This is a genomic window from Mucilaginibacter gynuensis (assembly GCF_039541195.1).
GTDB classification, from domain to species: Bacteria; Bacteroidota; Bacteroidia; order Sphingobacteriales; family Sphingobacteriaceae; genus Mucilaginibacter; species Mucilaginibacter gynuensis.
Window position 1 is genome coordinate 124,978 of sequence record NZ_BAABFT010000009.1, and the last position, 23,459, is coordinate 148,436.

General features: G+C 43.3%; 22 protein-coding genes. 3 read left to right on the forward strand and 19 right to left on the reverse strand.

What is annotated here, in order from left to right:
* Positions 1-287 precede the first annotated feature (287 nt).
* Positions 288-2,405, forward strand: a complete 2,118-nt coding sequence (locus ABD894_RS17525) for a prolyl oligopeptidase family serine peptidase (protein ID WP_425562974.1) — start codon at positions 288-290, stop codon at positions 2,403-2,405.
* Between the two features lie 164 nt (positions 2,406-2,569).
* Here the strand turns inward: ABD894_RS17525 and ABD894_RS17530 are convergent, their stop codons facing one another.
* From ABD894_RS17530 to ABD894_RS17540, 3 genes are all read right to left on the reverse strand, one after another.
* Complete coding sequence (locus tag ABD894_RS17530; protein WP_345212364.1) at positions 2,570-3,061, reverse strand: hypothetical protein; 492 nt, start codon at positions 3,059-3,061, stop codon at positions 2,570-2,572.
* 295 nt (positions 3,062-3,356) lie between these two features.
* Entirely contained in the window at positions 3,357-5,123 is a 1,767-nt protein-coding gene (locus ABD894_RS17535) for a S41 family peptidase (RefSeq protein ID WP_345212365.1), read from the reverse strand.
* Positions 5,124-5,192: 69 nt separating this feature from the next.
* Positions 5,193-5,408 carry a hypothetical protein gene (locus ABD894_RS17540; protein ID WP_345212366.1) on the reverse strand — a complete coding sequence of 72 codons (216 nt, stop codon included), beginning with the start codon at positions 5,406-5,408 and terminating at the stop codon, positions 5,193-5,195.
* Between the two features lie 129 nt (positions 5,409-5,537).
* Between ABD894_RS17540 and ABD894_RS17545 the strand changes: the two genes are divergently transcribed.
* On the forward strand, positions 5,538-6,119 hold the full coding sequence (locus ABD894_RS17545) for a porin family protein (RefSeq protein ID WP_345212367.1): 582 nt from the start codon (positions 5,538-5,540) through the stop codon (positions 6,117-6,119).
* 271 nt (positions 6,120-6,390) lie between these two features.
* Here the strand turns inward: ABD894_RS17545 and ABD894_RS17550 are convergent, their stop codons facing one another.
* The 6 genes from ABD894_RS17550 to ABD894_RS17575 all read right to left on the reverse strand — a co-directional run bounded on the left by ABD894_RS17550 (position 6,391) and on the right by ABD894_RS17575 (position 14,044).
* Entirely contained in the window at positions 6,391-6,585 is a 195-nt protein-coding gene (locus ABD894_RS17550) for a hypothetical protein (protein WP_345212368.1), read from the reverse strand.
* A gap of 232 nt (positions 6,586-6,817) precedes the next feature.
* The gene (ruvC, locus tag ABD894_RS17555) at positions 6,818-7,420 is read right to left on the reverse strand and encodes a crossover junction endodeoxyribonuclease RuvC (RefSeq protein ID WP_345212369.1); all 603 of its coding nucleotides are present in this window, start codon (positions 7,418-7,420) and stop codon (positions 6,818-6,820) included.
* A 32-nt stretch (positions 7,421-7,452) separates the two neighbouring features.
* Positions 7,453-8,082, reverse strand: coding sequence for a leucyl/phenylalanyl-tRNA--protein transferase (gene aat / locus ABD894_RS17560; protein ID WP_345212370.1), 630 nt, complete (start codon positions 8,080-8,082; stop codon positions 7,453-7,455).
* Between the two features lie 9 nt (positions 8,083-8,091).
* Positions 8,092-10,014: a DUF3857 domain-containing transglutaminase family protein gene (locus ABD894_RS17565; protein ID WP_345212371.1), complete on the reverse strand. Its 1,923-nt coding sequence runs from the start codon at positions 10,012-10,014 to the stop codon at positions 8,092-8,094.
* Positions 10,015-10,020: 6 nt separating this feature from the next.
* Positions 10,021-11,835: a DUF3857 domain-containing protein gene (locus ABD894_RS17570; RefSeq protein ID WP_345212372.1), complete on the reverse strand. Its 1,815-nt coding sequence runs from the start codon at positions 11,833-11,835 to the stop codon at positions 10,021-10,023.
* 238 nt (positions 11,836-12,073) lie between these two features.
* Entirely contained in the window at positions 12,074-14,044 is a 1,971-nt protein-coding gene (locus ABD894_RS17575) for a DUF3857 domain-containing protein (protein WP_345212373.1), read from the reverse strand.
* Positions 14,045-14,219: 175 nt separating this feature from the next.
* Between ABD894_RS17575 and ABD894_RS17580 the strand changes: the two genes are divergently transcribed.
* Positions 14,220-15,371, forward strand: a complete 1,152-nt coding sequence (locus ABD894_RS17580) for an acetyltransferase domain-containing protein (protein WP_345212374.1) — start codon at positions 14,220-14,222, stop codon at positions 15,369-15,371.
* Between the two features lie 13 nt (positions 15,372-15,384).
* Here ABD894_RS17580 and ABD894_RS17585 read toward each other — a convergent pair whose 3' ends face one another.
* The 10 genes from ABD894_RS17585 to ABD894_RS17630 form a co-directional block, all read right to left on the reverse strand.
* Positions 15,385-16,059 carry an energy transducer TonB family protein gene (locus ABD894_RS17585; RefSeq protein ID WP_345212375.1) on the reverse strand — a complete coding sequence of 225 codons (675 nt, stop codon included), beginning with the start codon at positions 16,057-16,059 and terminating at the stop codon, positions 15,385-15,387.
* Between the two features lie 159 nt (positions 16,060-16,218).
* Positions 16,219-17,526, reverse strand: a complete 1,308-nt coding sequence (locus ABD894_RS17590) for an alkaline phosphatase family protein (RefSeq protein WP_345212376.1) — start codon at positions 17,524-17,526, stop codon at positions 16,219-16,221.
* Between the two features lie 149 nt (positions 17,527-17,675).
* On the reverse strand, positions 17,676-18,380 hold the full coding sequence (locus tag ABD894_RS17595; protein WP_345212377.1) for a peptidoglycan DD-metalloendopeptidase family protein: 705 nt from the start codon (positions 18,378-18,380) through the stop codon (positions 17,676-17,678).
* A 5-nt stretch (positions 18,381-18,385) separates the two neighbouring features.
* Positions 18,386-18,760 (reverse strand): 30S ribosome-binding factor RbfA, encoded by a 375-nt coding sequence (gene rbfA / locus ABD894_RS17600; RefSeq protein WP_345212378.1) that lies wholly within the window; start codon positions 18,758-18,760, stop codon positions 18,386-18,388.
* A 124-nt stretch (positions 18,761-18,884) separates the two neighbouring features.
* On the reverse strand, positions 18,885-19,259 hold the full coding sequence (locus ABD894_RS17605) for a hypothetical protein (protein WP_345212379.1): 375 nt from the start codon (positions 19,257-19,259) through the stop codon (positions 18,885-18,887).
* Positions 19,260-19,268: 9 nt separating this feature from the next.
* Entirely contained in the window at positions 19,269-20,495 is a 1,227-nt protein-coding gene (locus tag ABD894_RS17610; RefSeq protein WP_345212380.1) for an FtsX-like permease family protein, read from the reverse strand.
* 28 nt (positions 20,496-20,523) lie between these two features.
* Positions 20,524-21,165 carry an MBL fold metallo-hydrolase gene (locus tag ABD894_RS17615; RefSeq protein ID WP_345212381.1) on the reverse strand — a complete coding sequence of 214 codons (642 nt, stop codon included), beginning with the start codon at positions 21,163-21,165 and terminating at the stop codon, positions 20,524-20,526.
* Positions 21,166-21,223: 58 nt separating this feature from the next.
* A complete protein-coding gene (locus tag ABD894_RS17620; RefSeq protein WP_345212382.1) occupies positions 21,224-21,949 on the reverse strand; it encodes a hypothetical protein in 726 nt (241 codons plus the stop codon).
* Positions 21,950-22,005: 56 nt separating this feature from the next.
* Positions 22,006-22,584 carry a gliding motility lipoprotein GldD gene (gldD, locus tag ABD894_RS17625; RefSeq protein ID WP_486348228.1) on the reverse strand — a complete coding sequence of 193 codons (579 nt, stop codon included), beginning with the start codon at positions 22,582-22,584 and terminating at the stop codon, positions 22,006-22,008.
* A complete protein-coding gene (locus ABD894_RS17630; RefSeq protein ID WP_345212384.1) occupies positions 22,581-23,381 on the reverse strand; it encodes a shikimate dehydrogenase family protein in 801 nt (266 codons plus the stop codon). Before ABD894_RS17630 ends, gldD begins: the two co-directional genes overlap by 4 nt.
* Positions 23,382-23,459 lie beyond the last annotated feature (78 nt).

A 23,459-nucleotide genomic window follows, 5' to 3' on the forward strand; every position in this document is an offset into this window, starting at 1 on the left:
TCCCTAAACCCGATAGCAGCGAATACCGGCCTCGCGCCTAATGCCTGTGCCGTATAAGCAAATAGCGGGGCTGCCCGAACCGAAGCACTACAGGCATTGATTTTCAAAAAAGATTGATGCTTATTGTAGAAACCCACCCCTGCTACTGCACATTTCCGCCCGCCCCCTCCGAGGAGGGGATTTGGAAAAACCAACAGACAGCTCCCTCCAAACCGCCCTTCAATTGTCACTTTCGGTGTAAACCGCTATATTAGCCACATACATACCCGACCTTGTAATAATTGATCATGAAGAAATTTATCTTTTTACCGGCCATTGCTGCATTGTTGTACAGCAATACCCACGCGCAAAAAATGACTATAAAAACTTTACCCTACCCGCAAACTAAAAAAGGCGATGTTACGGATACTTATTTCGGCACCACCGTGGCCGACCCTTTCCGCTGGCTCGAAGATGACCGCGCCGAAGATACCAAAGCCTGGGTGCAGGCCGAAAACAAGGTAACGCAAGATTACCTGGGCCATATACCGTACCGCGACGCGATTGCCAAACGCCTTACCGAACTATGGAACTACGAAAAGTACAGCGCGCCTTTTAAAGAAGGCAAATACACCTATTTTTATAAGAACGATGGCTTGCAAAGTCAGTCGGTATTGTGGCGGCAGGTAGGGGATGGGGCACCCGAAGTATTTCTCGATCCTAACAAGTTTTCGGCCGATGGTACTACTTCTTTGCAGGGTATCAGCTTTACCAAGGATGGCAGTATGGCGGCCTACCAGATTTCGGAAGGTGGATCGGACTGGCGCAAGGTGATCGTGCTGAAAACCGGCGATAAAAGCGTTGTTGGCGATACGCTGATAGACGTGAAATTTTCGGGACTGGCATGGCACGGCAATGCCGGCTTTTACTACAGCAGTTACGATAAACCTAAAGAGGGCAGCCAGCTTTCGGGTTTAACGCAATACCACAAGTTGTTTTACCATAAATTGGGCACACCGCAAACGGAGGATAAACTGATCTTCGGCGGTGATAAAACACCACGCAGGTACATCGGCGCGGGCCTTACCGAAGACGAACGTTTCCTGATCATCAGCGCGGCTAACTCAACCAGCGGCAATGAGCTGTACATACAGGATTTGAGCAAGCCGAACAGCCCGATTGTTAACCTGGTGGATAACTTTGAAAAGGAGCACAGCATTATTGATAACGAGGGCAGCAAGCTGTTCATTTACACTAACCTGAACGCGCCTAACTATAAAATAGTTACTGCCGATGTGGCCAACGCTAAACCGGCTGCCTGGAAAGACCTGATCCCTGAAACGCAAAATGTGCTTACGGTATCAACAGGCGGCGGCAAAATATTCGCCGAATATTTAAAGGATGCTACCTCGCTGGTGCAGCAGTATGATATGGCCGGTAAGCTGGAACGTACCATCGCCCTGCCATCGGTAGGTTCGGCGGGTGGTTTTGGCGCTAAACGGCATGAGAAGGAGTTATACTACAGCTTTACGTCGTACATATACCCAACCACTATTTTTAAGTATGATATTGCCAGCGGTAAATCAACACTGTACAAAAAGCCAAACGTGCAGTTTAACCCGGAACTGTACGAATCGAAACAGGTTTTTTATACCTCTAAGGATGGTACCAAGGTGCCGATGATCATTACCTATAAAAAGGGTACGGTGCTGAACGGCAAAAACCCAACGCTGTTGTATGCTTACGGCGGTTTCAACATTAGCCTTACACCGGCTTTCAGCACCTCTAATATTATACTGCTGGAGCATGGCGGCGTTTACGCGGTACCAAACCTGCGCGGCGGCGGTGAGTATGGCGAAAAATGGCACCGTGCGGGTACCAAGCTGCAAAAGCAAAACGTGTTCGACGATTTCATAGCAGCGGCACAATACCTCATTGATAATAAATATACCTCGAAAGAATACCTGGCTGTTTCGGGTGGCTCAAACGGTGGTTTGCTTATTGGCGCTACCATTACGCAACGCCCTGATCTTTGCCAGGTTGCTTTCCCGGCGGTAGGGGTGTTAGATATGCTGCGCTACAATAAATTTACCGCAGGCGCGGGCTGGGCTTTTGATTACGGCACAGCCGAAGACTCCAAAGAAATGTTTGAGTACCTGTATAAGTATTCGCCATACCATGCGGTAAAACCGGCCAGTTACCCGGCCACCATGGTTACCACTGCCGATCATGACGACCGTGTGGTACCTGCGCACTCCTTTAAATTTGCTTCGCGCTTGCAGGAATTGCAGCAAGGCCCGGCACCGGTACTCATCCGTATTGAAACCAAAGCGGGCCACGGCGCAGGTAAATCAACCGCCCAGGTAATTGCCGAGCAAGCCGATAAATGGGCTTTCATGTTCCAGAATATGGATGTGAAATGGTAGTTTTTGGGTTGTAAGTTGAAAGTTGTGAGTTGTAAGTAGGTAGTTGATAGTAGTGAATGGTGAGTTGAGGAGAATTAAGCTTGCCTGCTTGGATATATGCGAAGGGCTTCCCTGGTTGGGGAAGCCCTTTTGCTTTATCTAAACTATCAAATCAATCTGTTGTATTAGTCGCGGTGTTTGCCGCCTTTGTCGTGGCCGCGGCCTTTGTCTTTTTTATCCCAGCCTTTGTGTTTGCCGTTGTCGTGTTTTTCCACGTATTTAACGGTTCTTACTTCGGGCCTTCTGTCGCGGATGATCACCTGATCATGGCGACCCCTGTAACCTGAGTATTTCTCGCGGATCACGGTGTTGCGTACCCATGGGGTGCGTTCGTTTACCACTACCTTATAGCTTTTGTACGGATCATATCCGCGGTAGCGTGATGGTAAAGCTGAACGGTGTACCCAAACATTGTTTTCGTATACCACGTATTGTTTGGCAGGTACATCATAGTAGGCATCAATATCGGGCAGATAGTAATAATCTACATGGTTATAACCTACCGGTCCCCAGGCTGGCTGGCTACCTAAATTAATGTTTACACTTATTTGCGCGCTGGCACTTTGTATGGTTAATACACTTATTGCTATGGCTGCGGTTAATATTATCTTTTTCATGTTCGTATCGTTTTTGTATAGTTATGACAGGGTTAACTACGTAATAGTTTAACGGAACGATTGTAACAGGTTTATGTATTTCGGATTTTGGATGTTCGATTTCGGATTTGTTGAGGTGATTCATCAGCAAACCAGCTTCGGAGAAAAGCGGGTACAACGATGGGGACTATGGGCTTAGAGGCAGTCACGTAGTGCAAAAGGTTTGACAACTTTTTAAAAGTTGTCAAACCTCAAACTTTAATAAACGATGAGATTGCTTCATTCTTAGCAATGACAAGGCGGGTATAGCTATATACTACTGTTCATCATCCTCATCAACTGCTTCATCCTTTTTGTCATCAGCCTTTTTTGCCAGTTGAGCGGCTTGTGGTTTGCCTATGGTTTTGTAAGTACCTTGTCCGGTTAATATGGCGGTAAGCTGGGTTTGATCTTGCATGGTTTTAATAGCACGGGCAAGCTCTTTATCGTATTTGAAATGGGTTTCGTAACGGCCCTTTTCATAATAGTAACGCGATACTATTTCATTTTCGAGCAGTTGCTTTATTTCTTCTTTATGCTGTTTAACGTCGTTCTTTTTGCTGGTGAGCAGTTTGTTCTTCAGCACATCGTATTCAGCCTGTATCTCGTTGAATTGTTTTTCTTTGGTGGCCTCCGTTTTCAGTGTGTTCAGCAATTTTTCGGATGTGCTGGTGTAGCTGTAGTTTTTGTCGGCAAGGTATTTCACAAACTCATCGTACTCGGAATCGGTAAGGCTAAAGGTTTTCGCGTCGGCAATTTTGGGGTGACTGTCGTGATATTTAGTAGCATAATCAAACACCAGCAGCTTACCTACCAGGGCCTGGGTAACATTGGCAAATTTATCGCGCGGAATAACAAGATCAGGAGTTACACCACTGCCATCATAAACTGAACGGCCATTTTTTGTTTTATACTCGTGGATCAATGAGTCGGCTACCTTTACTACGCTGCCATCATCCTTACGGTGGGCGTAATCCAGCTCCTGTACGCAACGACCGGATGAGGTATAGTATTTGGCCACAGTGATCTTCACCAAGCTGTTATAAGGCAAGCTGAACGATTGCTGCACCAGGCCCTTACCAAAGCTGCGCTGACCGATAATAACGGCCCTATCCAAATCTTGCAGTGAACCCGCTACAATTTCAGATGCCGAAGCCGAGCGGCTATTCACCAATACCGTAAGCGGCAAGTTAGGCTCGGCAGGGGCACTCATGGTATTATAAACAAAATTCTTTTCCTTTATTTTGCCAATTTGCGATACTACCTTTACATCCTTCGGCACAAACAGGTTAACTATTTTAACAGCTTCCTGCAATATACCGCCACCATTAGAGCGCAGGTCGAGGATGATTCCCTTTGGATTGCTCTTTTTTACCGCGGCAAGCGCGGCAGCAACTTCATCAGATGAGCGCTCCAAAAACTTATCAAGCTTAATATAGCCCATGTTGCCATCAACCATACCGTAGTAAGACACGTTAGGTTGTTTTATTTCGTCGCGAATGAGGTTTTTCACTACCGGCTGGGCAGCGTTTTCGTGCTTTATCAGCATTTTTATAGTGGCTCCTTTAGCGCCTTTCAGTAATTGGCTTACCTGGTCGCTGTTTTTGCTGGTGAGTTCAATATCGTTGATCTTGACAATTTGGTCGCCTGCGCGGATGTCGTTCTTTTGAGCCGGGTAGCCCTCGAATACATCAGACACATACACTTTATTATTGCGCGAAAATATGGTAGTGCCTATACCGCCGTATTGAGTACTTACGTAGTGTAGTTTATAATCTTCAATTTCCGATTCGGGAACAAATTCGGTATACGGGTCGAGGCCGCCGAGCATTGCATCGGCTCCGCTTTTGATCATTTTTGATGAATTGATATCATCAACGTAATTAATGTTTACCTCTTTATAGAGTGATGCAAATACGTCGAGATTTTTGGATATCTGGAAGAGGTCGTCCTTAAAGCTCCATGTAGTAATGGCTGTAAGCGATAGCGCCGCGCCAACAATAAAAACCCTCACCCCTTTTTTGGTAGCCTTTCCCGTATTCATCTTTTTCGTATTAAAAAAATAAATATACGAAAAAGCCCCTCATATAGTATATGAAGGGCTGCAAGGTTTTTAAAGGCGGTTATTATCAATATTAACCAAAGCCTTTTTAAGGGTGAACACCACGTATTTGCGGTCGCGGTCAACCAGCTCCATTATTTTGCTGATCAGGCTGTCTTCCTGTCCTTCGGTATATTGTAATTGCGAATCGGTAAGGTGGTTGTACTTGCGCTGCAACTTTATCTTAACACGTTCCCAATCTTTATTTGAAATGGTTATCTCTGCCATGTTTTGTACTGTTTGTTGCAAAAATATAAAAATTACTATAGCGTCGCCCTAATATATTAACACAAAATGTATTAAACTATTGTTAACTATCATCATCTAAACCGATGTTGAACCAAATTTAATAACACGATGAAAAAGTTAATTTTATGCATAACCCTGCTTACAGCAGGTATTATTAGCGCTAAGGCCCAGGTAACTGTAGGCGCCAAAGCGGGTATCACCTTTTCAAAGATCAATACCGACCAATTAAAAGAATCGAGTGTTACCGGTTACCAGATAGGCGCGTTTGCCCGTGTGGGCGACAACTGGTTTCTGCAGCCCGAGCTTTACTTAGGCAGCAGCGGCGGTAAATTCAACACCAGTAATAACGGTACTGACTACAGCGCCAAAGTACGCTTCACTACCCTCAACCTGCCTGTACTGGTAGGTAAAACCTTTGGCAGCGAAGATTTGAACCTGCACGTAGTTGGCGGTCCGGTTTATTCTTACATTTTAGACGACAGCAAAAGTTTCAGCAGCAACATAGGCGGTGCCGTTAGCGACTTTAACGATTACAAAAAAAGCACGCTTGGTTACCAGGTAGGCGCAGGCCTTGATATTGGTAAAATTACTGCCGACCTGCGCTATGAAGGTGGTTTAACCAAGGTAAATGAACGCTTTGGTCAGCGCCAAAACCTTTGGGTGGTAAGTGTTGGTTTTAAATTTTTATAATGATGAAATATTGATGTGGCGATAGTAGTGTTGCTTCATTGCAGGTCCCTCTTTCCGGTTTAGGAAGAGGGATTTTTTTGTTTGTTAGTTATCATTAGGTTTTAAATCCGGAGAACTTAACAATACTTATATTTTATGCTTGTGCTGTAATTAACGGCAGTCTGCTCTTGGGCGCAGTGCCCCATTACTTTTGAGGGCAAAAGTAACAAAACCCATGTCCAGCAAAAGGCTTCTTTGCCGCACATGGCCAGTCCTGCAAACCGAACAGAACTTAGGGCTGGAACTTTTGCCCTACCGTACTATTCCTCCCCACATGCAACAAGTTCCTATGCCCGTCTTTGCGCTCCTGGCCTCCACAGTTCTGCTCGCTTTCGCCCGAAGCTGTTTGCTGACGAAGACGTATAACCGCCGTCGCTACGGCTACAGCCGAGTGACAGCTATTACGCGGCCTCCGGCCGCATTCCATATTATTAAACTAAGCAAGTTATATACTATAACTCTCTCATTATGAATATGCATAGCATAAAATTCGACTTAAAAATACTTTTACAATACAGCGGCGGGACGCCGCGAAATAGTCGTCACTCGGCTGTAGCCGTAGCGACTGCGGTTCTGTTAAGGCATTTAATATTTTTTTTCAAAGCCCTCTTTGCGAAGCAGAGAGGGTGATCCAGCGAAGCGTAGATCGGGTGAGTTATCTACTTTTTCACCTTCCCTACACCCGCTACCCTATTGGCATTATCCTTAACAAAGGTATCCCAGCCGGAGTATGATTTTTTGCTTCCTTCGCTGCTGCTGCCTCCTGTTATATTACGTTGAAAAGCGTGACAAACCGCTACGGCCAAACCATCGGTAGCATCCAAAAAATCGGGTGTTTCGGTGAAGTTGAGCAGGCGTTGTATCATGCCGGCCACTTGTTCTTTGGTGGCGTTACCGTTGCCAGTGATGGCTTGTTTTATTTTGCGGGGCGCGTATTCGGTGATAGACACATTGCGCGATAAGGCTGCCGACATGGCCACGCCCTGTGCCCTGCCCAGCTTAAGCATTACCTGTATGTTTTTACCGTAAAAAGGTGCCTCAATGGCCAAGCAATCGGGATGGTAATTATCAATAAGGGCTACTGTTTTTTCGAAAATGCGTTGCAGCTTCAGCATGTGGTCGTCAATCTTTTCCATCTTCACCACCCCTAAACTGATCAGTTCTATTTTTGAACCTACCTCTTTAATCAATCCATAACCCATTACGGCAGTGCCGGGGTCAATCCCTAATATGATACGTTCTTTTGTGTTTGATTGCTGCATTTGTTAATGCAAAGGTATTGTATAGTTACGGTTTATTTACGTAGTTCGGCCATATATTGCTGGCGCGATATCATTTTTGCCCCCATCGATTCGAGATGTTCGGTGTGTACCTGGCAGTCTATCAGGTTATAGTTGCCCGTTTGACATAAGGCGATGAGCGCTGTTTTTGAGGCGTTGCTTACTTTACTGAACATACTTTCGCCACAAAATACCTGGCCTGCATGTACGCCGTATAAGCCGCCTGCTAATTCGCCCTGCTGCCATACTTCAACCGAATGGGCATAACCTTGCCGGTGCAATTCTACGTAGGCGTTGATCATATCGTCGGTGATCCAGGTACCATCCTGTCCTTCTCGCGGCACTAATGAACAGGCTTTTATCACATCTGCGAAGGCGGTGTTCATGGTAACGGTAAATTTCCCCGACCGCAATACCTGTCGCATGCTTTTCGAGATCTTCAGTTCACCTGGATACAACACAAAGCGCTCGTGCGGCGAGTACCACAATATAGGCGTATCATCACTATACCATGGGAATATGCCATGCTGATAGGCCAGCAGCAAGCGCCCGGTTGAAAGATCACCGCCTACTGCCAGCAATCCGTCCTCATCGGCCAGTTCAGGATCCGGAAATACTAAGCGTTCATCAAGCCTGAAGATCATCAGGCAAATTTACGCCTTACGTTTTATTACCAATTTTTTATTTTGCGCTTTTGCAATGGCATCCATGTATTGCTGCATTTCGGTGTATTTGGCAGCCGGTATAATATGTGAGTTCAAATTGAATTTGGTAACGCTGTTTACCTGGTTTTTAGCGGCATCGTAACTGTAAGTTACATCGTAGTTGCCGTAAGTGAATTTGAGGCTTTGATTTGCAGGCAGGGTTTCTACCTCAAAACCTTCGGGCAGATCGATCACCGTATTACATACCTTCTGCATCGGGATGCTGAAATAATAATCAGACCGGCGTTTTTCAAGTACCGGGCAGGTATAGCGCCATATATCAAATATCCTCGGGCGATAAAATTGCTTGTTACCCGATGCTATATCATAAAGCTTATCGTACTCCAGCTCAATGTTCAACTCCTTTGTACCATCCTTATCATCAGTAGCTTTAAACTCAAAGGCGCTTGGCTGTTTTATGTTCATTACACGCTGAAAAAACTCTTTTTGGTCGTCGGTTTTCATGGCGGTAACACCTATGTAATCGCTGCGGTATTCGCCTGTGCCCATAATTTTTACTTCCGCTTTCGCGCTGCCATCGGCACTTAGTTTTACATGCACCTCGCTTTTGAACTGGTTATCTTCGGCCTTACTTTTTGGGGTATTAACCAATACACCGCCATTTTCGGTTATCAAAAGCGCGTTACGATTTTCAGTAAAGTTGCCTAATTTGCCAAAAGGCTGTGTATTGCTGGTACATTCCAGCCAGGTGGTGTCACCTTTAAAGGGCACACACAAAACAATATGGTTAAAAGGATCGCTCGGGAATGAAGGCTCGGCAGGTTCGCCATTTTCGCCGCCGTAAATAATGGCATAGTATGACGGGATGTTAACTGCTTTTAGTAAAGCGCCCATGTAGTTTGACAGCGCCTTGCAATCGCCATATTTTTTTTGATCAACAAACATGGCCGGGAAAGGCTTTAAACCGCCAATACCCAATTGGATGCTCACATAGCGCATATTCTGTTGCAGGTATTCGTATAAAAATTTGGCTTTCTCTTTATCCGTTTTCAGGTTGGCGGTCATCTGGCGGATCTCTTCGGCCCGTTGCGGACTAAGCGAGTTTACATCGGCATTAAGTGTTTGGTACCATTTGCCATAATTTTGCCAGCTGCTGATATCGCCCGGGCGACCATCAAACTCGAAGTTATTGGTATTAAAAAAAATACGCTGAGAAACCTTCCATGCAGGCACATCTTCTTCGGGCTTTATGGCCTTTAAGTTTTTAACACTCCAGGTGTAAACTTCATTGCCATCGGCATTGGTTTTAACAGGTTGTACTTTAGTGTTTTTGTTAAGATACCTGAACCCAACAGTCGATGGCGCCGTCACCTTACAAACAGAGTTTTGAACCGCCTGATCGGGCTTTTGTATGTACCAGGCACCCAGATCGAGGTAGCTGTTCATGTTTACCTCCACTGTTATTTCAATAGTAACCGGGTAGCTGGTAATGGTATGGCGGGCAGCTAAAAAACGGTTATCGGTTACTATCGATATACCATCGGTAGCGGCACCATCATACATATCGCTGCGCTTGTATTTCTTTATTAGCTTACCATCAGCATCATAAGCTATCATTTCTATCCGGCTGATGCTGTTGAACTTTTTATCGTAAGGCACCTGTATCACCGCCTCATTATCATCCTTTTCGTTTAATATGGTGGTAACGGTATGCATCTTATTCACCGCCCTGCCCGGGCCTTTTACCACATATTCTTCCATGGCATATCGCACTACCGAGTTCGCATCCTGCTTTAAAGAATCGGGCAAGGTAGATGCCTTATATAAATCGGCAGGGATATCCTGGGCATTAACAAAATCGCATACTGCCAACAGCAGTATGAAACACATCAGTACATTTTTTCGCGTCATCACTTATCAGGATTTTTTGAGGGCTATAGGTTCATTCAGCATTTCGTACATTTTTTTATTAAATTCACGAAACTCCGGGTAATCTTCTTTAAAGTAAATTGTTTTTAAATGGTCTATCGTGAACCTTATAATGATGTTGTCGTCAGATAGGCTTACAATACGTTTAAAGCTCATACTTCCGTCGGGCATAGTTAAACTTGCATTTTGGGGTAAACTTTCCGGTTTATAACCGGCAGGTATTTTATACATGCCACTTATGGTGTAATTATCGCGATATCCATAATCAATATCTGTAAACCTGTTCTCTTTCACAAAGGGGTTTTCTTCAAGTGAGGTTAAGGCATTAACCTTGAAGTAAAGATATTTATCATCAGAATTAGTTAAATCAAGGCTGAAATTCACATTCTGAACTAAAGGTAATGTATCAGTATCAGTATTTTCAAACTTTACCGATGTTATAGTTAGACTGTTATCTTTTCCTTTTAAATATTCAATAAATTTATTTTCGCCATCTGTTTTATACTTTGTAGTTCTGTTTATCTTATTATATCCGAAACTGCTAAGTTGTGCTGTTCCAACCATTTTACCATCCGGCTTAATTTCAGCGTTTACAAAACATGCTTGTCTTACGGGCTGCTCGTTTTGAATAAACACAAGGTCATGATCCTCTTTATCAGTGTCATAATAAAAGCCAAATGAATTAAGTGTGTTATCAGGTATCTCATTATATAAATTAAACTTGTTTGAAGCATCCAGCACGTAGCATTTCGAGCTATCTACGGGAATATAAACTACAGTTCGGTTAAATTGATTTAATACCGGATTGTATGGATTTACTTTGCCATGTTTACGTGTGCTTACCAGCATTGGGTAGGCCGGAATGTTTACTTGTTTCAGCAAGTGAAATAACATCATGTTTATTTCTGTTGCATTACCTGTCTTTTTTTCCCAGGCTTTAACAACGCCATCATTAGTATCCCAATAATCAAGGGCGTTACTTTTCATAGCAGTTTTAATATGATTAAACAGATAAGCAATCCTTTCATCCTGGTTTTTTTGTTGATTAGCTTTTGCTATAATCAGCTGCTCATCAGGTAGTTTCTTATTTAATTGTGCCCCGAAGTTATTGTTGGCGCTTAAATATTTAACTATCTTCTTCCAGGTGCCAATCTCATATTTTGAGCCTAACTCTGAAATTCCACTGAGGGTAAATGATATAGACTTTAAATTATCATATAAAGAACTCATGTAAGGCTCGTTCGGTAGTGAATGTACTTTTTCCAGCGCTTTTGTTTCGGTGATAACATTAAACGTAAAAGTGTTCGTGCCTTCTAACGTTTCATTTTTTTTGACAGTTGTATTTATAACATATGGTTGCCTGTTGCGAGATTGTCTTTTAAAATCAAGATTATCTGGTATGCTTGTAGTAAGCTGACTATAGCGTACCGGTATCAAATCCTGAAAGTACCATGTAGGAAAATTACTCAATGAGAGAGTTTTCCATTTGTATTGATACTCTACAACAGAGCCGGGCTGTACATTTGGAAACGCAAATACAATAGCCGATCTGAATTTATCGATCTGCTCAACATAAATTGACTTTTTATCAAGTTTAGTTATTTCAGTTTTGCCATTAGTAAGATTGATTGTTTGTGCCTTCAAATCCAAAACCTCTTCAAAATGTTGTGTATGGAAATATTCAATACGCACATTAGCATAACTTTTGCCTGCTTCGTTAAAAATTTTAAGGCGTTTATGCCTGTTTTCAATAATTTGTACGTCCGAATTTAATTCATAATGTACCTCTGCCTTATCAAACAATATTTCGGCATTAGCATCGGGTTCAAAATCACAGCTTTTCAGTTGAAGGTCGGCCATATCTACTTTGCCGAATGGTTGCGGCAAGGGTACCGTTTGAGCATGAACAATAAAAGTTATTGCACTTAAGCAACAGCTAAAAAATATTTTTTTCATGTAATAATATAGTATGTACGCAAATGCATTATTGTTATTAGCGCATAAATAAAGTATAGTCAGTTATAAGCTGTTAATAAGTTCATCAACCCTTTTTCAACGCTATAGGCTCGTTCAGCATTTCGTACATCTGCTTGCTAAACTCTCGGAAATCCTGATATTCTTCTTTAAAATAGGTAGTTTTTGCGTGATCAATTATATAACGCACTGTAATAGTTTGATCCTCCTGTAACAACATCCGTTTAAAGGTGATGCTTTTATCGGGCATTACAATGGTCATGCTTTTTGGCAATACATCAACTTTATATCCGGCAGGTATCTTGTAAATGCCACTTACGCTGTAATTATCGCGATATCCAAACTCAATATCTGTAAATCGGTTTTCGCTCAAAAAAGGATTGGTATGTAAAGAGGTAAACTGGTTAGGGTTAAAATAAATATAGTTATCGTCAGACCCGGTAAGGTCAAAATCAAATTTCATTTTTTGCAACAGCGGTAATGTGTCAACATCCATATTATCAAACTTCAGTTCGGATATTTTGAAGTTGTTATCATTGTGGCGTAAATAGTCAATATACTTAGTTTCGCCATCCGTTTTGTACTTGGAGGTACAATATATTTTGTTGTAACTGAAGCTGCTTATTTGTACCGAACCGGCCATTTTACCATCGGGTTTTATTTCGGCATTAATGAAATAGCTTTGCCTTACCGGTTCGTTGTTTTTCAGATACACCAGATCATACGTGTTGCTTTCTTTATCAATATATAATCCTGTAGAATTAAGCAGATTATCGGGCACCTCATTATAAAGATTGTACTTGTTTGTTGCATCAAGCACGTAGCGTTTGGTGCTATCAACCGGTATATATACTACAGCCCTGTTAAACTGGTAAAGAAATGGAGTATACGGGTTTACACGGCCATTGCTGCGGGTACTTACCACCATTGGGTAGGCCTTAACGCCCGATTGCTTAAGCAGGTGAAACAGTATCAGGTTAACTTCTGATGAGTTTCCTGTTTTCTTTTCCCAGGCTTTTACGGTACCATCATAGGTATACCAGCTATCGTCGCCGTTCCATTTCATGGCGTTTCTAACTTCCCTGAAAAGGTAGGCAATCTTGTCATCATCTTTAGCGAAGGCCTTTGCCTTGGTGATAAATGCTTCTTCACCGGCAAGCTTTCTTTTCAGCTGTTTGCCAAAATCTTCATCATCGGCCAGTAGGCCACCAATTTTTGGCCATGTATCGGCACCACTTTGTACAAAACCTTGCGGCGGCCTGATAGATGTAAGCGTGAAGTGTACACAATCCAAATTATCGGCATCCGAGCTCATGTACGGTTCATCGGGCAGCGAATGTACGTTGGCCAGCGCCCTTGTTGACGTTTCATAGCTATAGCTAAGTGTTTCGGTACCATAACCCAGGCTTTCCGAACCATTTTCAGTTTTGTTTTTAGCAAACATTTGCTTGGTACGAAACTGCGGCTTGTAATAAAACCACTCCGGTATTTTTGTGGTAAGCTCGCTGTACCTTACCGGGATCTTTTTTTGATAATACCAACTCGGGAAACGGTATATTGAGTTGTGGGTAATTTTGTACTTATACTCTATAACGCTGCCCGGTTTTACATTAGGTAACGAAAACACCGTTGCAGAAGTGGCCTTGTCAACCACTTGGGTAAATATTTGTTTTTTATCAATCTTGGTAATCTCCGGCTTGCCATCTACTAAATTTATGGTTTGGGCTTGCAGTTCGGTAATATACTCCAGGCGGTTAGCGCTTACATAAGTGATACGGATATCGGCATTCTTTTTACCGTTATCATTAAAAATTTTAATGCGGGTATGCCTTTCGGTAACAATATCAAACTGACGGTCAATGTACACATCGCCCTTGTCGAAAAGTACTTCGGCATTAGCATCAGGTTCAAATTCGCAGTTTTTTAGTTCGAGGTCTGCCTTGTCAATTTTCCCGAAAGGCATAATTGGGGTTACAGTTTGCGCGTTGACAGCTATTGCTGCCATGGCTAAGCATACGCTTAAGTAGAGTTTTTTCATGCAATAAGGTTGGGTATTAATCCAATAGTTTGGCATGAAAATAATTAAAACAATTGGATTGCCGAAAAAAATGAAAATATTTTAATTAACACTCAATTGGCTGTAAATCAAATAAATAATTATACGCTTGCATATTTTAATTGCTTTGCGTAAGTTCAGCCTTTCACTTATTACAATGACCACCATTGCAGCAACCACTAAAAAACGTATCGAGTCGATTGATATTCTTCGCGGAATAGTAATGATGATCATGGCACTCGACCATGCCCGCGATTTTTTCACCCATAACTCGTATGACCCTACCGATCTTACCAAAGCATCAACAGGATTGTTCCTTACCCGTTTTATAACGCACTTTTGCGCGCCAACCTTTGTTTTTTTGGCAGGCACCGGCGCATTTTTATCGCTCAACCGTGGTAAAACCAAGGGCGAGGCATCCGTATTTCTGTTAACAAGGGGTTTGTGGCTGGTATTGCTGGAGTTAACCGTAGTGGGAATAGGCTGGAGTTTCGATCCCGGTATCCATTTCTTATTTGTACAGGTAATATGGGCATTGGGTATCAGCATGGTGGTATTATCATTATTGATTTACCTGCCTGTGCCCGCTATAGCGGCGGTAGGCCTTGTTATGATATTTGGCCATAACCTGTTAGATAGCATCAAACCCGAAAACTTTGAGGGTGGTAAAGCAGCCTGGCATTTTATACACGTAATGGGCATGGCCGATTTAAGTAAAGATTACCATGTTTTTGTATTATACCCGCTTATACCGTGGATTGGCGTAATGGCGGTAGGCTACAGCTTTGGCAAGTTATTTAAACTGGAGCCCGATAAAAGGCAGAAACTATTTTACACCATAGGCGCATCAACGCTGGCCTTATTTGTTATCGTACGTGCCTACAACCACTACGGCGACCCTAACCAATGGACTGACCAAGGTGTTTGGTACCGTACCATCCTCTCGTTTGTAAACGTGCAGAAATACCCGCCATCGCTCGATTATTTATTGATCACCCTGGGCACTTCCATCACCATGCTGGGCGTGCTGGAACATGTGCAAAACCGTTTTACCAATATAGCACTGGTATTTGGCCGTGTGCCGCTGTTCTATTATATATTGCATTTGTACCTGCTGCATACCATGGGGGTGATCGCTTATATTGTTGTTAAAAACCATGCTCCCAATAGCGCAATCATGCAAAATGGCGCGCCACTGTATTTTGTATACATGATGTGGGCACTGGCACTGTTCATCTTATACTTCCCTTGCCGCTGGTATATGAAATATAAAATGACGCATAAGCAATGGTGGCTGAGTTATTTGTAGGATAGATTCCGTACTACTTATCGCAATATTTAAGCAAAAACACATCGGCGCGGGTACTGCCTATGTTACGGATGAACGTCCAGTCGTCGCAGGCTCCTTCGGTGTCGCCTTGTTTGAGTTTCTTTTTGGCACGGCTTAGTACATCGTCAATATAGTCGTCATCAAAGCCTAACTGGTCTTTCAGGCCTTGTACCTGTTTTTCGGCGTTGGCATCGGCCTTGCCCTCTCTTTTGTTTTTGTAATAGGTTACAACGGCATCTTCCAGGCTTTGGCGCCTTTGGTAAGCGGCAATGGCATTTTGTATATCAGCCCCGGTTGCGCCTGTGCACTTTGAAAGATCGGCAGTGAATGTTACCGGTAATACAATATTGCTTGAATGATCGTATCCTGCTGGGATTGTCCATTTGCCAGAGGTGAGTTTTACCACGCGTTTTGCTTCGGCATCCAGATCGATCCCCATGCCTTTTTGAACTTTTACATTGGTTACCCTGCCGCTGCTATCTAACCGGAAAGCAACCTGCACCATACCCGATATGCAGTTTTCGCTTGAATAAGCCGGGTATACTATTTTGCTTTGTATAAAATTATCGAGCGCGTAACGGCCGCCTTTAAAGGTGGGCTGTGGCTGCGCCGATGCTATGCTTAAAGCCAGTACGAATGCGGTAATGCAAAGGATGATCCGTTTCATAACAGCTAATATAGCACTAATAACTAATTGCTTAGCTTTTAGGCCGTATCCTCAAGCTGTAAGCTTCACCTACCAGGCGAAGAATTTATCAGCCAGCCTATCGTGTTAAACAAAGTTTCGACAGGCCAGCTGATAAATGTTTTGTATATGGAGATTCGGTTATTCCAGTAATCCTGCCGGGATTTTTCCATCCACTTTAGGGAACGGGATATCAAGCAGTTTTATCATAATAGGTGTCATATCGCGCAGGTTCATTTCTTCAATCACAGCGCCTTTATGTATTCCCGGGCCATGTGCTATGAGGCCGGTGCGAATATTTTTTGTATCCGGAAAATGGCCGTGCGTGCCGCCTTTGCCGGGCTTAACAGCATTGCCGGTAACAGAGCCGCTGAACGAGGCATCGTGCTCGCCGGTAAGGGCAAAAGCGACATTCGGGTTATAACCGCCTTTGGTTAATTGTTCTTTGCTGATGACGCGATAGTATTGTTTTACGCTATCAGGCTGTGCTTCTAATAATGTTTTCACCTTGTTAGCGGCAGCCTTATCAGATGGATCTTTCAGGTACAGGTACGCGGAGCCGCCAACTGAGTTGAATTGCGCTTTCCAGTCGCCTGTTTTAAGGTCGGTGATCAAGCCGGCTTCTTTCAGCCATACATTGGGCGATATGGTTTTCTTTACATCATAAAATCCGTGGTCGCCGCCAACAAGTAATACGGTACTGTCCCATATGCCTGCTTCTTTCAGGGCAGCTACGATAATGCCTACGGCTTCATCTGCATCGGCTACAGCTTCCTGTACGCGTGCGCCGTAACGGCCTTCACCATGTTCCGCGCCATCTACAGAAAATACGTGAATGGTCATCAATCCCGGTTTGCTTTTCTTTATCACGTACGCGGCAATTTTTGCTATGTTCTGGTTTTTTCCGTGGTCAATCTTGTCAACCCCGCCAAATACTTCCTTTTTCACATCGGCATAAAAGCCTTGTGGTAAAGAATACTGCTCGCGAACCTCATCGCCCAAACCGCCTATGTCCGGTATGTTATAATCAACAGGAGCATTGGCAGATACCGGCCAATAAAGTGAAGCTACCGTCATGCCTTTTGCTTTAGCCGCTTTCCAAATAGTAGGTACGTGGATAGAGCTATCCTGCCAGTAAGGCTGTTGCGGGGCTCCGTCCGGGGTAAATATGTTATTGTAAAATATACCGTGCTTCGCGGGTTGCACACCCGTAACTATGGTGGTATGCGAAGGGTAGGTCATTGATGGGAATACGCTGTTTACGCCTTTGGCATAAGCGCCATCTTTCATCAGCTCGCGCAGGTTTGGCGTTTTCCATTCGCTGTCGAGATAAAAATCAGGGCGAAAGCCGTCAATAGTAAGGAAGATAACATGCTTGGCTTTCTGCGCCATAAGCTGCCCTGTTGTAGCAAACAAGGCAAGTAGTGTAATTGATAATAGCTTTTTCATAAATAATGCCATCCGGGTATTGCGGGGGAGTTAAGGGTATACCCACATACCGGAATATAGAATGGGGCAAAATTGCCGGTAATTTTGTTAACTTATTGTGATGTTATAATTAACAAAATCTGCCTAAACAGCCTCAGGGAGCAGAATTATCAGCTTTTAATAGTGGCGGGAAACTGCAATATCAGGTTAGGATCGGGGATGATACTAAGCCAGCTTTCCTTCTCCGAAAACTTGGCTACGCCGGGATAATCTCCCTGTTTGCCTTGCATATCCAGCATCAATTGAAAATGTAAATGCGGCGACCAATGCCCGTTCTCCGGTATGGCGCCAAAAGTGGCTATTTGTGTGCCTTTATCAATTACCTGCCCAACGGCAAGGTGCAGCAATGAGGTGCGACTTAAATGGCCGTAAAGGCTATACAAAGTCAACCCGGCAATATCGTATTGCAGTATAATGGTTGGGCCGTAATCGCCAAAGTTATCGTTATCCTGAAAGCTGTGCACAATACCTGGTAGCGGCGTGTAAACAGGCGTATCTGCCGCTGCCCATATATCAACACCCAGGTGTAAGCGACGGGGGTCATCGCTCTCGTCAAACAAACTGCGGCCTGCATAAATGGTGCGGTGTTCCATATAACCGCCAACGGCGTAACGACTGCCGGTAGCTTTAAGTTTAGCGGTAAGCCATTCATCAAACTTTTGGGTATCGGCTATCAGGCCCGCGTTTAGTTCGGTATTATCAGCTGTAAGATCGAGTGGAAAAAGCTTATCATTCCCGGCATCAAAATCAACTACCTTGCCAATGGCATGGGGGTAATTATCGAGGTGTGTTGCCAGTGCATGGGTTGCATCCATTAGGCTTATTCTTCGGTATCGGGTTGCCTTGGCTCTTTGCTTATCTTGTCGAATATTTTATCCATGCGCTCAACATACTCGCTGGTATCATCAATAAAAAATTCCAGTTGAGGGATGATGCGCACCTGGTCTTTTATACGGGCACCCAGTTTATAACGAATTTCTGAAGCGTGCGATTTTACAGTTTGTAAGGCCAGCTGGTTATTGTTGTTATTAAAAAAACTTAAAAAAACACGTGCAATAGCCAAATCAGGCGTAACCCTTACTTTAGTAATAGTAACCATTGTGTTAGGCAAATAACTACTGCCCTCGCGCTGAAAAATAGCGGCAAGGTCTTCTTGTATCACTCCTGCAAACTTTTGCTGACGTTTTGATTCCATGATAAGTAATGTTTAAAGGCCGGTAGCCCTGAAGCGTAAAGCTAATATTAAAAAGATAATTGATGACAAATTGTTTGAGCAAAAAGCTGCACGATTGCCATACTGGTATAATAAAAATAAAAATTTAGTGGCAGGCGTCGGCCGGTATTTCTTTGGTTATTTTGATCACTTTTTTCACCACGAGGGTACTGTCATATTCCGATCCGAGGCCATCCTTTCCCGATGGTTCTTTAGTGCCTTCTACCTCAATATAAACTGGTTCGTAAGGTTTTTCAAAGTTCATGCGCGAGTATTGCAATTCAAGCTGTGATGAACTGTCGGTAACCCAAAATTCGTGGCCGTTGTCGCAATCTTCAAACGTACGCACCTCGGGGCCAAAGCTGTATAAGCCCTTGTATACCGAACGCCTGGCCTTACCGCCATTGTTATTACACGAGCTGGATACAGCAAAAAATATTGCCAGGCCTATTACTATATATGTTACGCGAGTTACCTGCATCCTTCAAATTTACAAATCCTGTTTAATTTCATCCAATCGTTTTACACTTAAGCGTGCGCTTATGCCCGATGCTATTACCGCAATTATACCTACTGTTAAAAACACCAGCCCTGTGTTTGATAGCTTAATATCAACCGGGTAAGCATCAATAACGGTTAGCCTGCCACCCATTTTTATGAGCCCGTATTGCTGCTGTACCACGCAAAATATCAGCCCTACAATAATGCCGCTAATGCAACCCGCTGCCGATATCAGCATTCCTTCGAAAAAGAAGATGCCCTGTATCAGGTTCTTATCGGCACCCAGGCTGGTCAGCACTGCTATGTCCTTACGCTTATCAATCACTAGCATGGTAAGCGAGCCAATGATATTAAACACGGCTATAATGAGCACAAAAGTTAATATCATAAACACCGACCAGCGCTCGTAGTTCAACGTTTTATACAGCTCGGTGTTTTGCTGGGCCCGGTTTTTTACCGTAAAATCTTTACCTATTTTGTTAACAATGTTTTGCTGCGCATCATCAAGGTTGGTGCCGGGCTTAAAATTAAGCTCAAGTGATGATACCATTTGAGGCTCATCCAGCAATTCGCGGGTAAAGTTTAGTGAGGTCACCACAATATCATCAAAATCCTGCTGAATAGCAAATACTCCTGATGGTGTAATACTTTTCAGCACAAACTCATTGAGCGGGTTTGCCGAATTGCCCGCGTTGCGCCGCGGCGAATAAATTTGCAGGGTAGCCACCTGGTCGTTAACGTTTACGCCCAGGCTGCCTTGTATTGTACTGCCTATAACTGCAAATTCGGTATTGTTTTCAAACAAGGTGAACGCACCATTAATGATGGTACTATCCAGCTGTTTGTTCTTCAAAAAATCGTTACTAACACCTTTAATGGTGCCTATATATTGCTTTTTACCGTAACGGATCAGCACCTTTTCCTGCAATACCTCGGTGTATGAAAATACCGTGGCATTTTTATGCAGCGAGTTAAAGTAAGGCGTATTAGGGTCGAAGGTTTTGCCCAGCCGGGCCTCAATTTTAAGCTCGGGGGTAAAGTTGCTGTACAGCGAGAGGATCACCTTCTCAAACCCGTTGAATACCGACAGGATGATGATGAGCGCCGCGCTGCCCACAAAAACGCCAAGCATGGAGATGCCCGAGATGATGTTGATGGCATGCATCTTTTTGCGCGAAAAAAGGTAACGCCTGGCTATATAGATGGAGGTATTCAAAATTGCGGGCTGATGGTATGTGTTATCATTAATCGTTAAAAAACGGATTATATTGCTTTTCAAACCTTATTGTTGTTTCGGGGCCGTGACCGGGATAAACCGTGCAATCATCAGGCAGAACAAATAATTTTTCGCGGATGTTTTTGATCAGCAAATTATAATTTCCGCCGGGTAGGTCGGCACGGCCAATACTTCCCCTGAACAGCACATCGCCGCCTATCAATACAGCAGCCTCTTTATCGTAAAAGCATAAATGCGCAGGCGAATGGCCGGGCGCGAAAATTAGTTCAAGTTCGGTATTGCCAAATTTGATGGTGCCTGTTTCGGGCAGGTAAAAATCGGGCAGTGGTGAGTTTTCGTACCTGATGCCGCTTTGGGCGGCATGTATTGGCACATAGTTAAGCACTACGGTTTCGCCTTCGTGAAACTGAGGTTTTAAACCATACTGTTCAAATACAAATTTATTACCCAATACGTGGTCTACATGGCAATGGGTGTTTAGCAGCAGTACCGGTTTAAGGTTGTTATCTTTAATAAAGTTAACCACGGCATTTTGCTCGGTCCCGGTATACATCCCCGGATCAATGATGGCGCATTCGCCGGTTTCATCATATAAAATAACGGTATTCTCCTGGTACGGATTATTTACAAATGTTTTCACTTTTGCCATAGGCCGTAAAAATACGGTTTTTAAATTTTGGAAGGTAGGCGGACATCCTTAATATTAATCACAAATTAATTGGATTTACGTCAAGAACACAAGGCACTCTATATGTTTTGATCTTAATATAACTCTCTTTGCGTTTCTTAGTATTTCTTTCCTGTAGATGAAAAATAATATAATTGCCTAAAAACACGTTCATACGATACTCATAGCTATGAATAGAACTGATGATAGCATTGTAATTTTGCCTTGCAAGAATATTGCAACTATCGAGAGGATTAGCACCAATGTCGACTATCTTATTAGAATCGGCTGCTGTAATTATGTTAGCTGCCCATGCAGTACCTAACATCTCACTTACCACATGATATCTTTCGTCCCAATCAGCCAAATTTAACTTATTTAAGGCATAATTAACTTCTGTTTCAAACGTTCCCGGTTTTAAAGCTACAGGCTTTGATGATGTATCGTAAACAAAATTCCAATAGCTTTTAAATCTTTGAGATGGTAAAGGCACCGCGTAAAACTGATCTTTTTTATTAGACAATACAATGATGTTTTGAGTAGTGTATCCACTATGCCGTAATTCATACAAGTGGATTTTTACGGCAGGTTTTTCTATTTCAACAGCCCGAATCAATTCATAATCTTTTATACCGAAAATTATTAATTGGGGGAATTTAGTATGTGCCGCGTTAATGGCCGCCGCGATTTCAGAGTTAGAATTTGGTTTGCATGAATTAAACAGAACAATAAGTAATGTTAATAAACAGATAGGTATAGGCTTCATATAAGATGAATTTTGTAAACTAAGTTATCTAAAATCCACCAAATTATAAGTTGTTACTATTTCCATTTAAAACTCTTAATCAGCACATCTATATCCTTCTTCACAAAATCAAGCACCGGCTGTATGGAATCAAGCTTGGGCTCGCTGCTGAAGTAGAGCGCGCCACGGAGGTAATGTTTGGTGCTGTCGGTTAAAAAGAATTGTACCGATGATGCCGCGTTGCCGTCAATGGTATAATACAAGCCGTACAATTTACGGTTGGGGTAACTGATTACGCCCTCGTCAATTGAGGTGGCCTTTACCGTATGCTTAAAGGCGAAAGTATGAGCATCTTCAATCAATTCGTCGAATACCTTTTTTGAAGTAACGGGCTGGTAGCTTAAATGCAATACACCTTTAAACTGCGGAAAGTTCATATTTACCCAGCATGGTTTGGCTTTGGCCTTTTCATCGGGGGTAATGTTGGCATAAGTGGGGTAGTCGAACGTAAAGGGGCAACCATCGTTGTATGCGCGGTAAGCCTTTTCGGGGAAATTGATACGGAAGTAGCCCCTCGGCTTAGGCGAATAATCACCATCACTGCCGCAGGCTGCCAAAAACAGTACACATACCAATATAAAAGCGATTATCCTCATGGATGCTTGGCTTTTGAGTTCCATATTTCCCAGGCTTTTTCGGCCTGTAGTATCAACATCTCTTGTCCGTTTTTTGTTGCAGCCCCTTTTTCTTCTCCCTTTTTCAGGAATAGGGTTTGCTCCGGGTTATAGATAAGGTCGTACAGTAAATGCTCGTCGGTAATATATTCGTAAGGTATAGGCGGACACTCATCTATGTTGGGCGATGTGCCTACCGGGGTAGTATTAATAATGATCTTGTGCGATTGGATATGCTGCTTGGTAAGATCTTTAAACAGGATATGATGCAGATTTTCGCGGCGGGTAACGGTACGGTGACCAATGCCGAGTTTATTAAGCACATAAATAACCGCTTTGGCCGCACCGCCATCGCCCAATATGAGGGCATGGGTATGTTGCTTTTTAAGCAGCGGCTTTAACGACATCTCGAAACCGTAAACATCGGTATTAAACCCTTCGAGCCTGAAATCGTGCCCTTTAATGCCTACTTCGCCCGAAAAAGCGGCCAGTACCGGACTTTCTGATGCTACTCGGATGCAATTGATAGCGCCTACCTGCTTGGCATCCTCATTTACCCAATCGATGTATTTGATCACATCTACCTTATGCGGAATGGTAACATTCAGCCCGCACAGGTCGGGATTGGCATGCAGCAGCGCCGAAAAGTCTTTAAGGTTTTCTATCGGGAAGAGGTCATACTGGGCATCGCTGATCTTCTCTTTCTCAAATTTTTCGGTGAAATACTTTTTTGAAAACGAGTGTGACAGCGGATAACCGATGAGGCCATATTTTTTCATCAGGACGAAATTATTTAACAGGCGAATATAACGATGTTATACAATAAAAAAGCGTAATTGCGAGGGATGAAGCAATCG

Coding starts and splice junctions, on each gene's coding strand:
- ABD894_RS17525 (WP_425562974.1), top strand. CDS start 288: ATGAAGAAATTTATCTTTTTACCGGCCATTGCTGCATTGTTGTACAGC.
- ABD894_RS17530 (WP_345212364.1), bottom strand. CDS start 3,061: ATGAAAAAGATAATATTAACCGCAGCCATAGCAATAAGTGTATTAACC.
- ABD894_RS17535 (WP_345212365.1), bottom strand. CDS start 5,123: ATGAATACGGGAAAGGCTACCAAAAAAGGGGTGAGGGTTTTTATTGTT.
- ABD894_RS17540 (WP_345212366.1), bottom strand. CDS start 5,408: ATGGCAGAGATAACCATTTCAAATAAAGATTGGGAACGTGTTAAGATA.
- ABD894_RS17545 (WP_345212367.1), top strand. CDS start 5,538: ATGAAAAAGTTAATTTTATGCATAACCCTGCTTACAGCAGGTATTATT.
- ABD894_RS17550 (WP_345212368.1), bottom strand. CDS start 6,585: ATGGAATGCGGCCGGAGGCCGCGTAATAGCTGTCACTCGGCTGTAGCC.
- ruvC (WP_345212369.1), bottom strand. CDS start 7,420: ATGCAGCAATCAAACACAAAAGAACGTATCATATTAGGGATTGACCCC.
- aat (WP_345212370.1), bottom strand. CDS start 8,082: ATGATCTTCAGGCTTGATGAACGCTTAGTATTTCCGGATCCTGAACTG.
- ABD894_RS17565 (WP_345212371.1), bottom strand. CDS start 10,014: ATGACGCGAAAAAATGTACTGATGTGTTTCATACTGCTGTTGGCAGTA.
- ABD894_RS17575 (WP_345212373.1), bottom strand. CDS start 14,044: ATGAAAAAACTCTACTTAAGCGTATGCTTAGCCATGGCAGCAATAGCT.
- ABD894_RS17580 (WP_345212374.1), top strand. CDS start 14,220: ATGACCACCATTGCAGCAACCACTAAAAAACGTATCGAGTCGATTGAT.
- ABD894_RS17585 (WP_345212375.1), bottom strand. CDS start 16,059: ATGAAACGGATCATCCTTTGCATTACCGCATTCGTACTGGCTTTAAGC.
- ABD894_RS17590 (WP_345212376.1), bottom strand. CDS start 17,526: ATGAAAAAGCTATTATCAATTACACTACTTGCCTTGTTTGCTACAACA.
- ABD894_RS17595 (WP_345212377.1), bottom strand. CDS start 18,380: ATGGATGCAACCCATGCACTGGCAACACACCTCGATAATTACCCCCAT.
- rbfA (WP_345212378.1), bottom strand. CDS start 18,760: ATGGAATCAAAACGTCAGCAAAAGTTTGCAGGAGTGATACAAGAAGAC.
- ABD894_RS17605 (WP_345212379.1), bottom strand. CDS start 19,259: ATGCAGGTAACTCGCGTAACATATATAGTAATAGGCCTGGCAATATTT.
- ABD894_RS17615 (WP_345212381.1), bottom strand. CDS start 21,165: ATGGCAAAAGTGAAAACATTTGTAAATAATCCGTACCAGGAGAATACC.
- ABD894_RS17620 (WP_345212382.1), bottom strand. CDS start 21,949: ATGAAGCCTATACCTATCTGTTTATTAACATTACTTATTGTTCTGTTT.
- gldD (WP_486348228.1), bottom strand. CDS start 22,584: ATGAGGATAATCGCTTTTATATTGGTATGTGTACTGTTTTTGGCAGCC.
- ABD894_RS17630 (WP_345212384.1), bottom strand. CDS start 23,381: ATGAAAAAATATGGCCTCATCGGTTATCCGCTGTCACACTCGTTTTCA.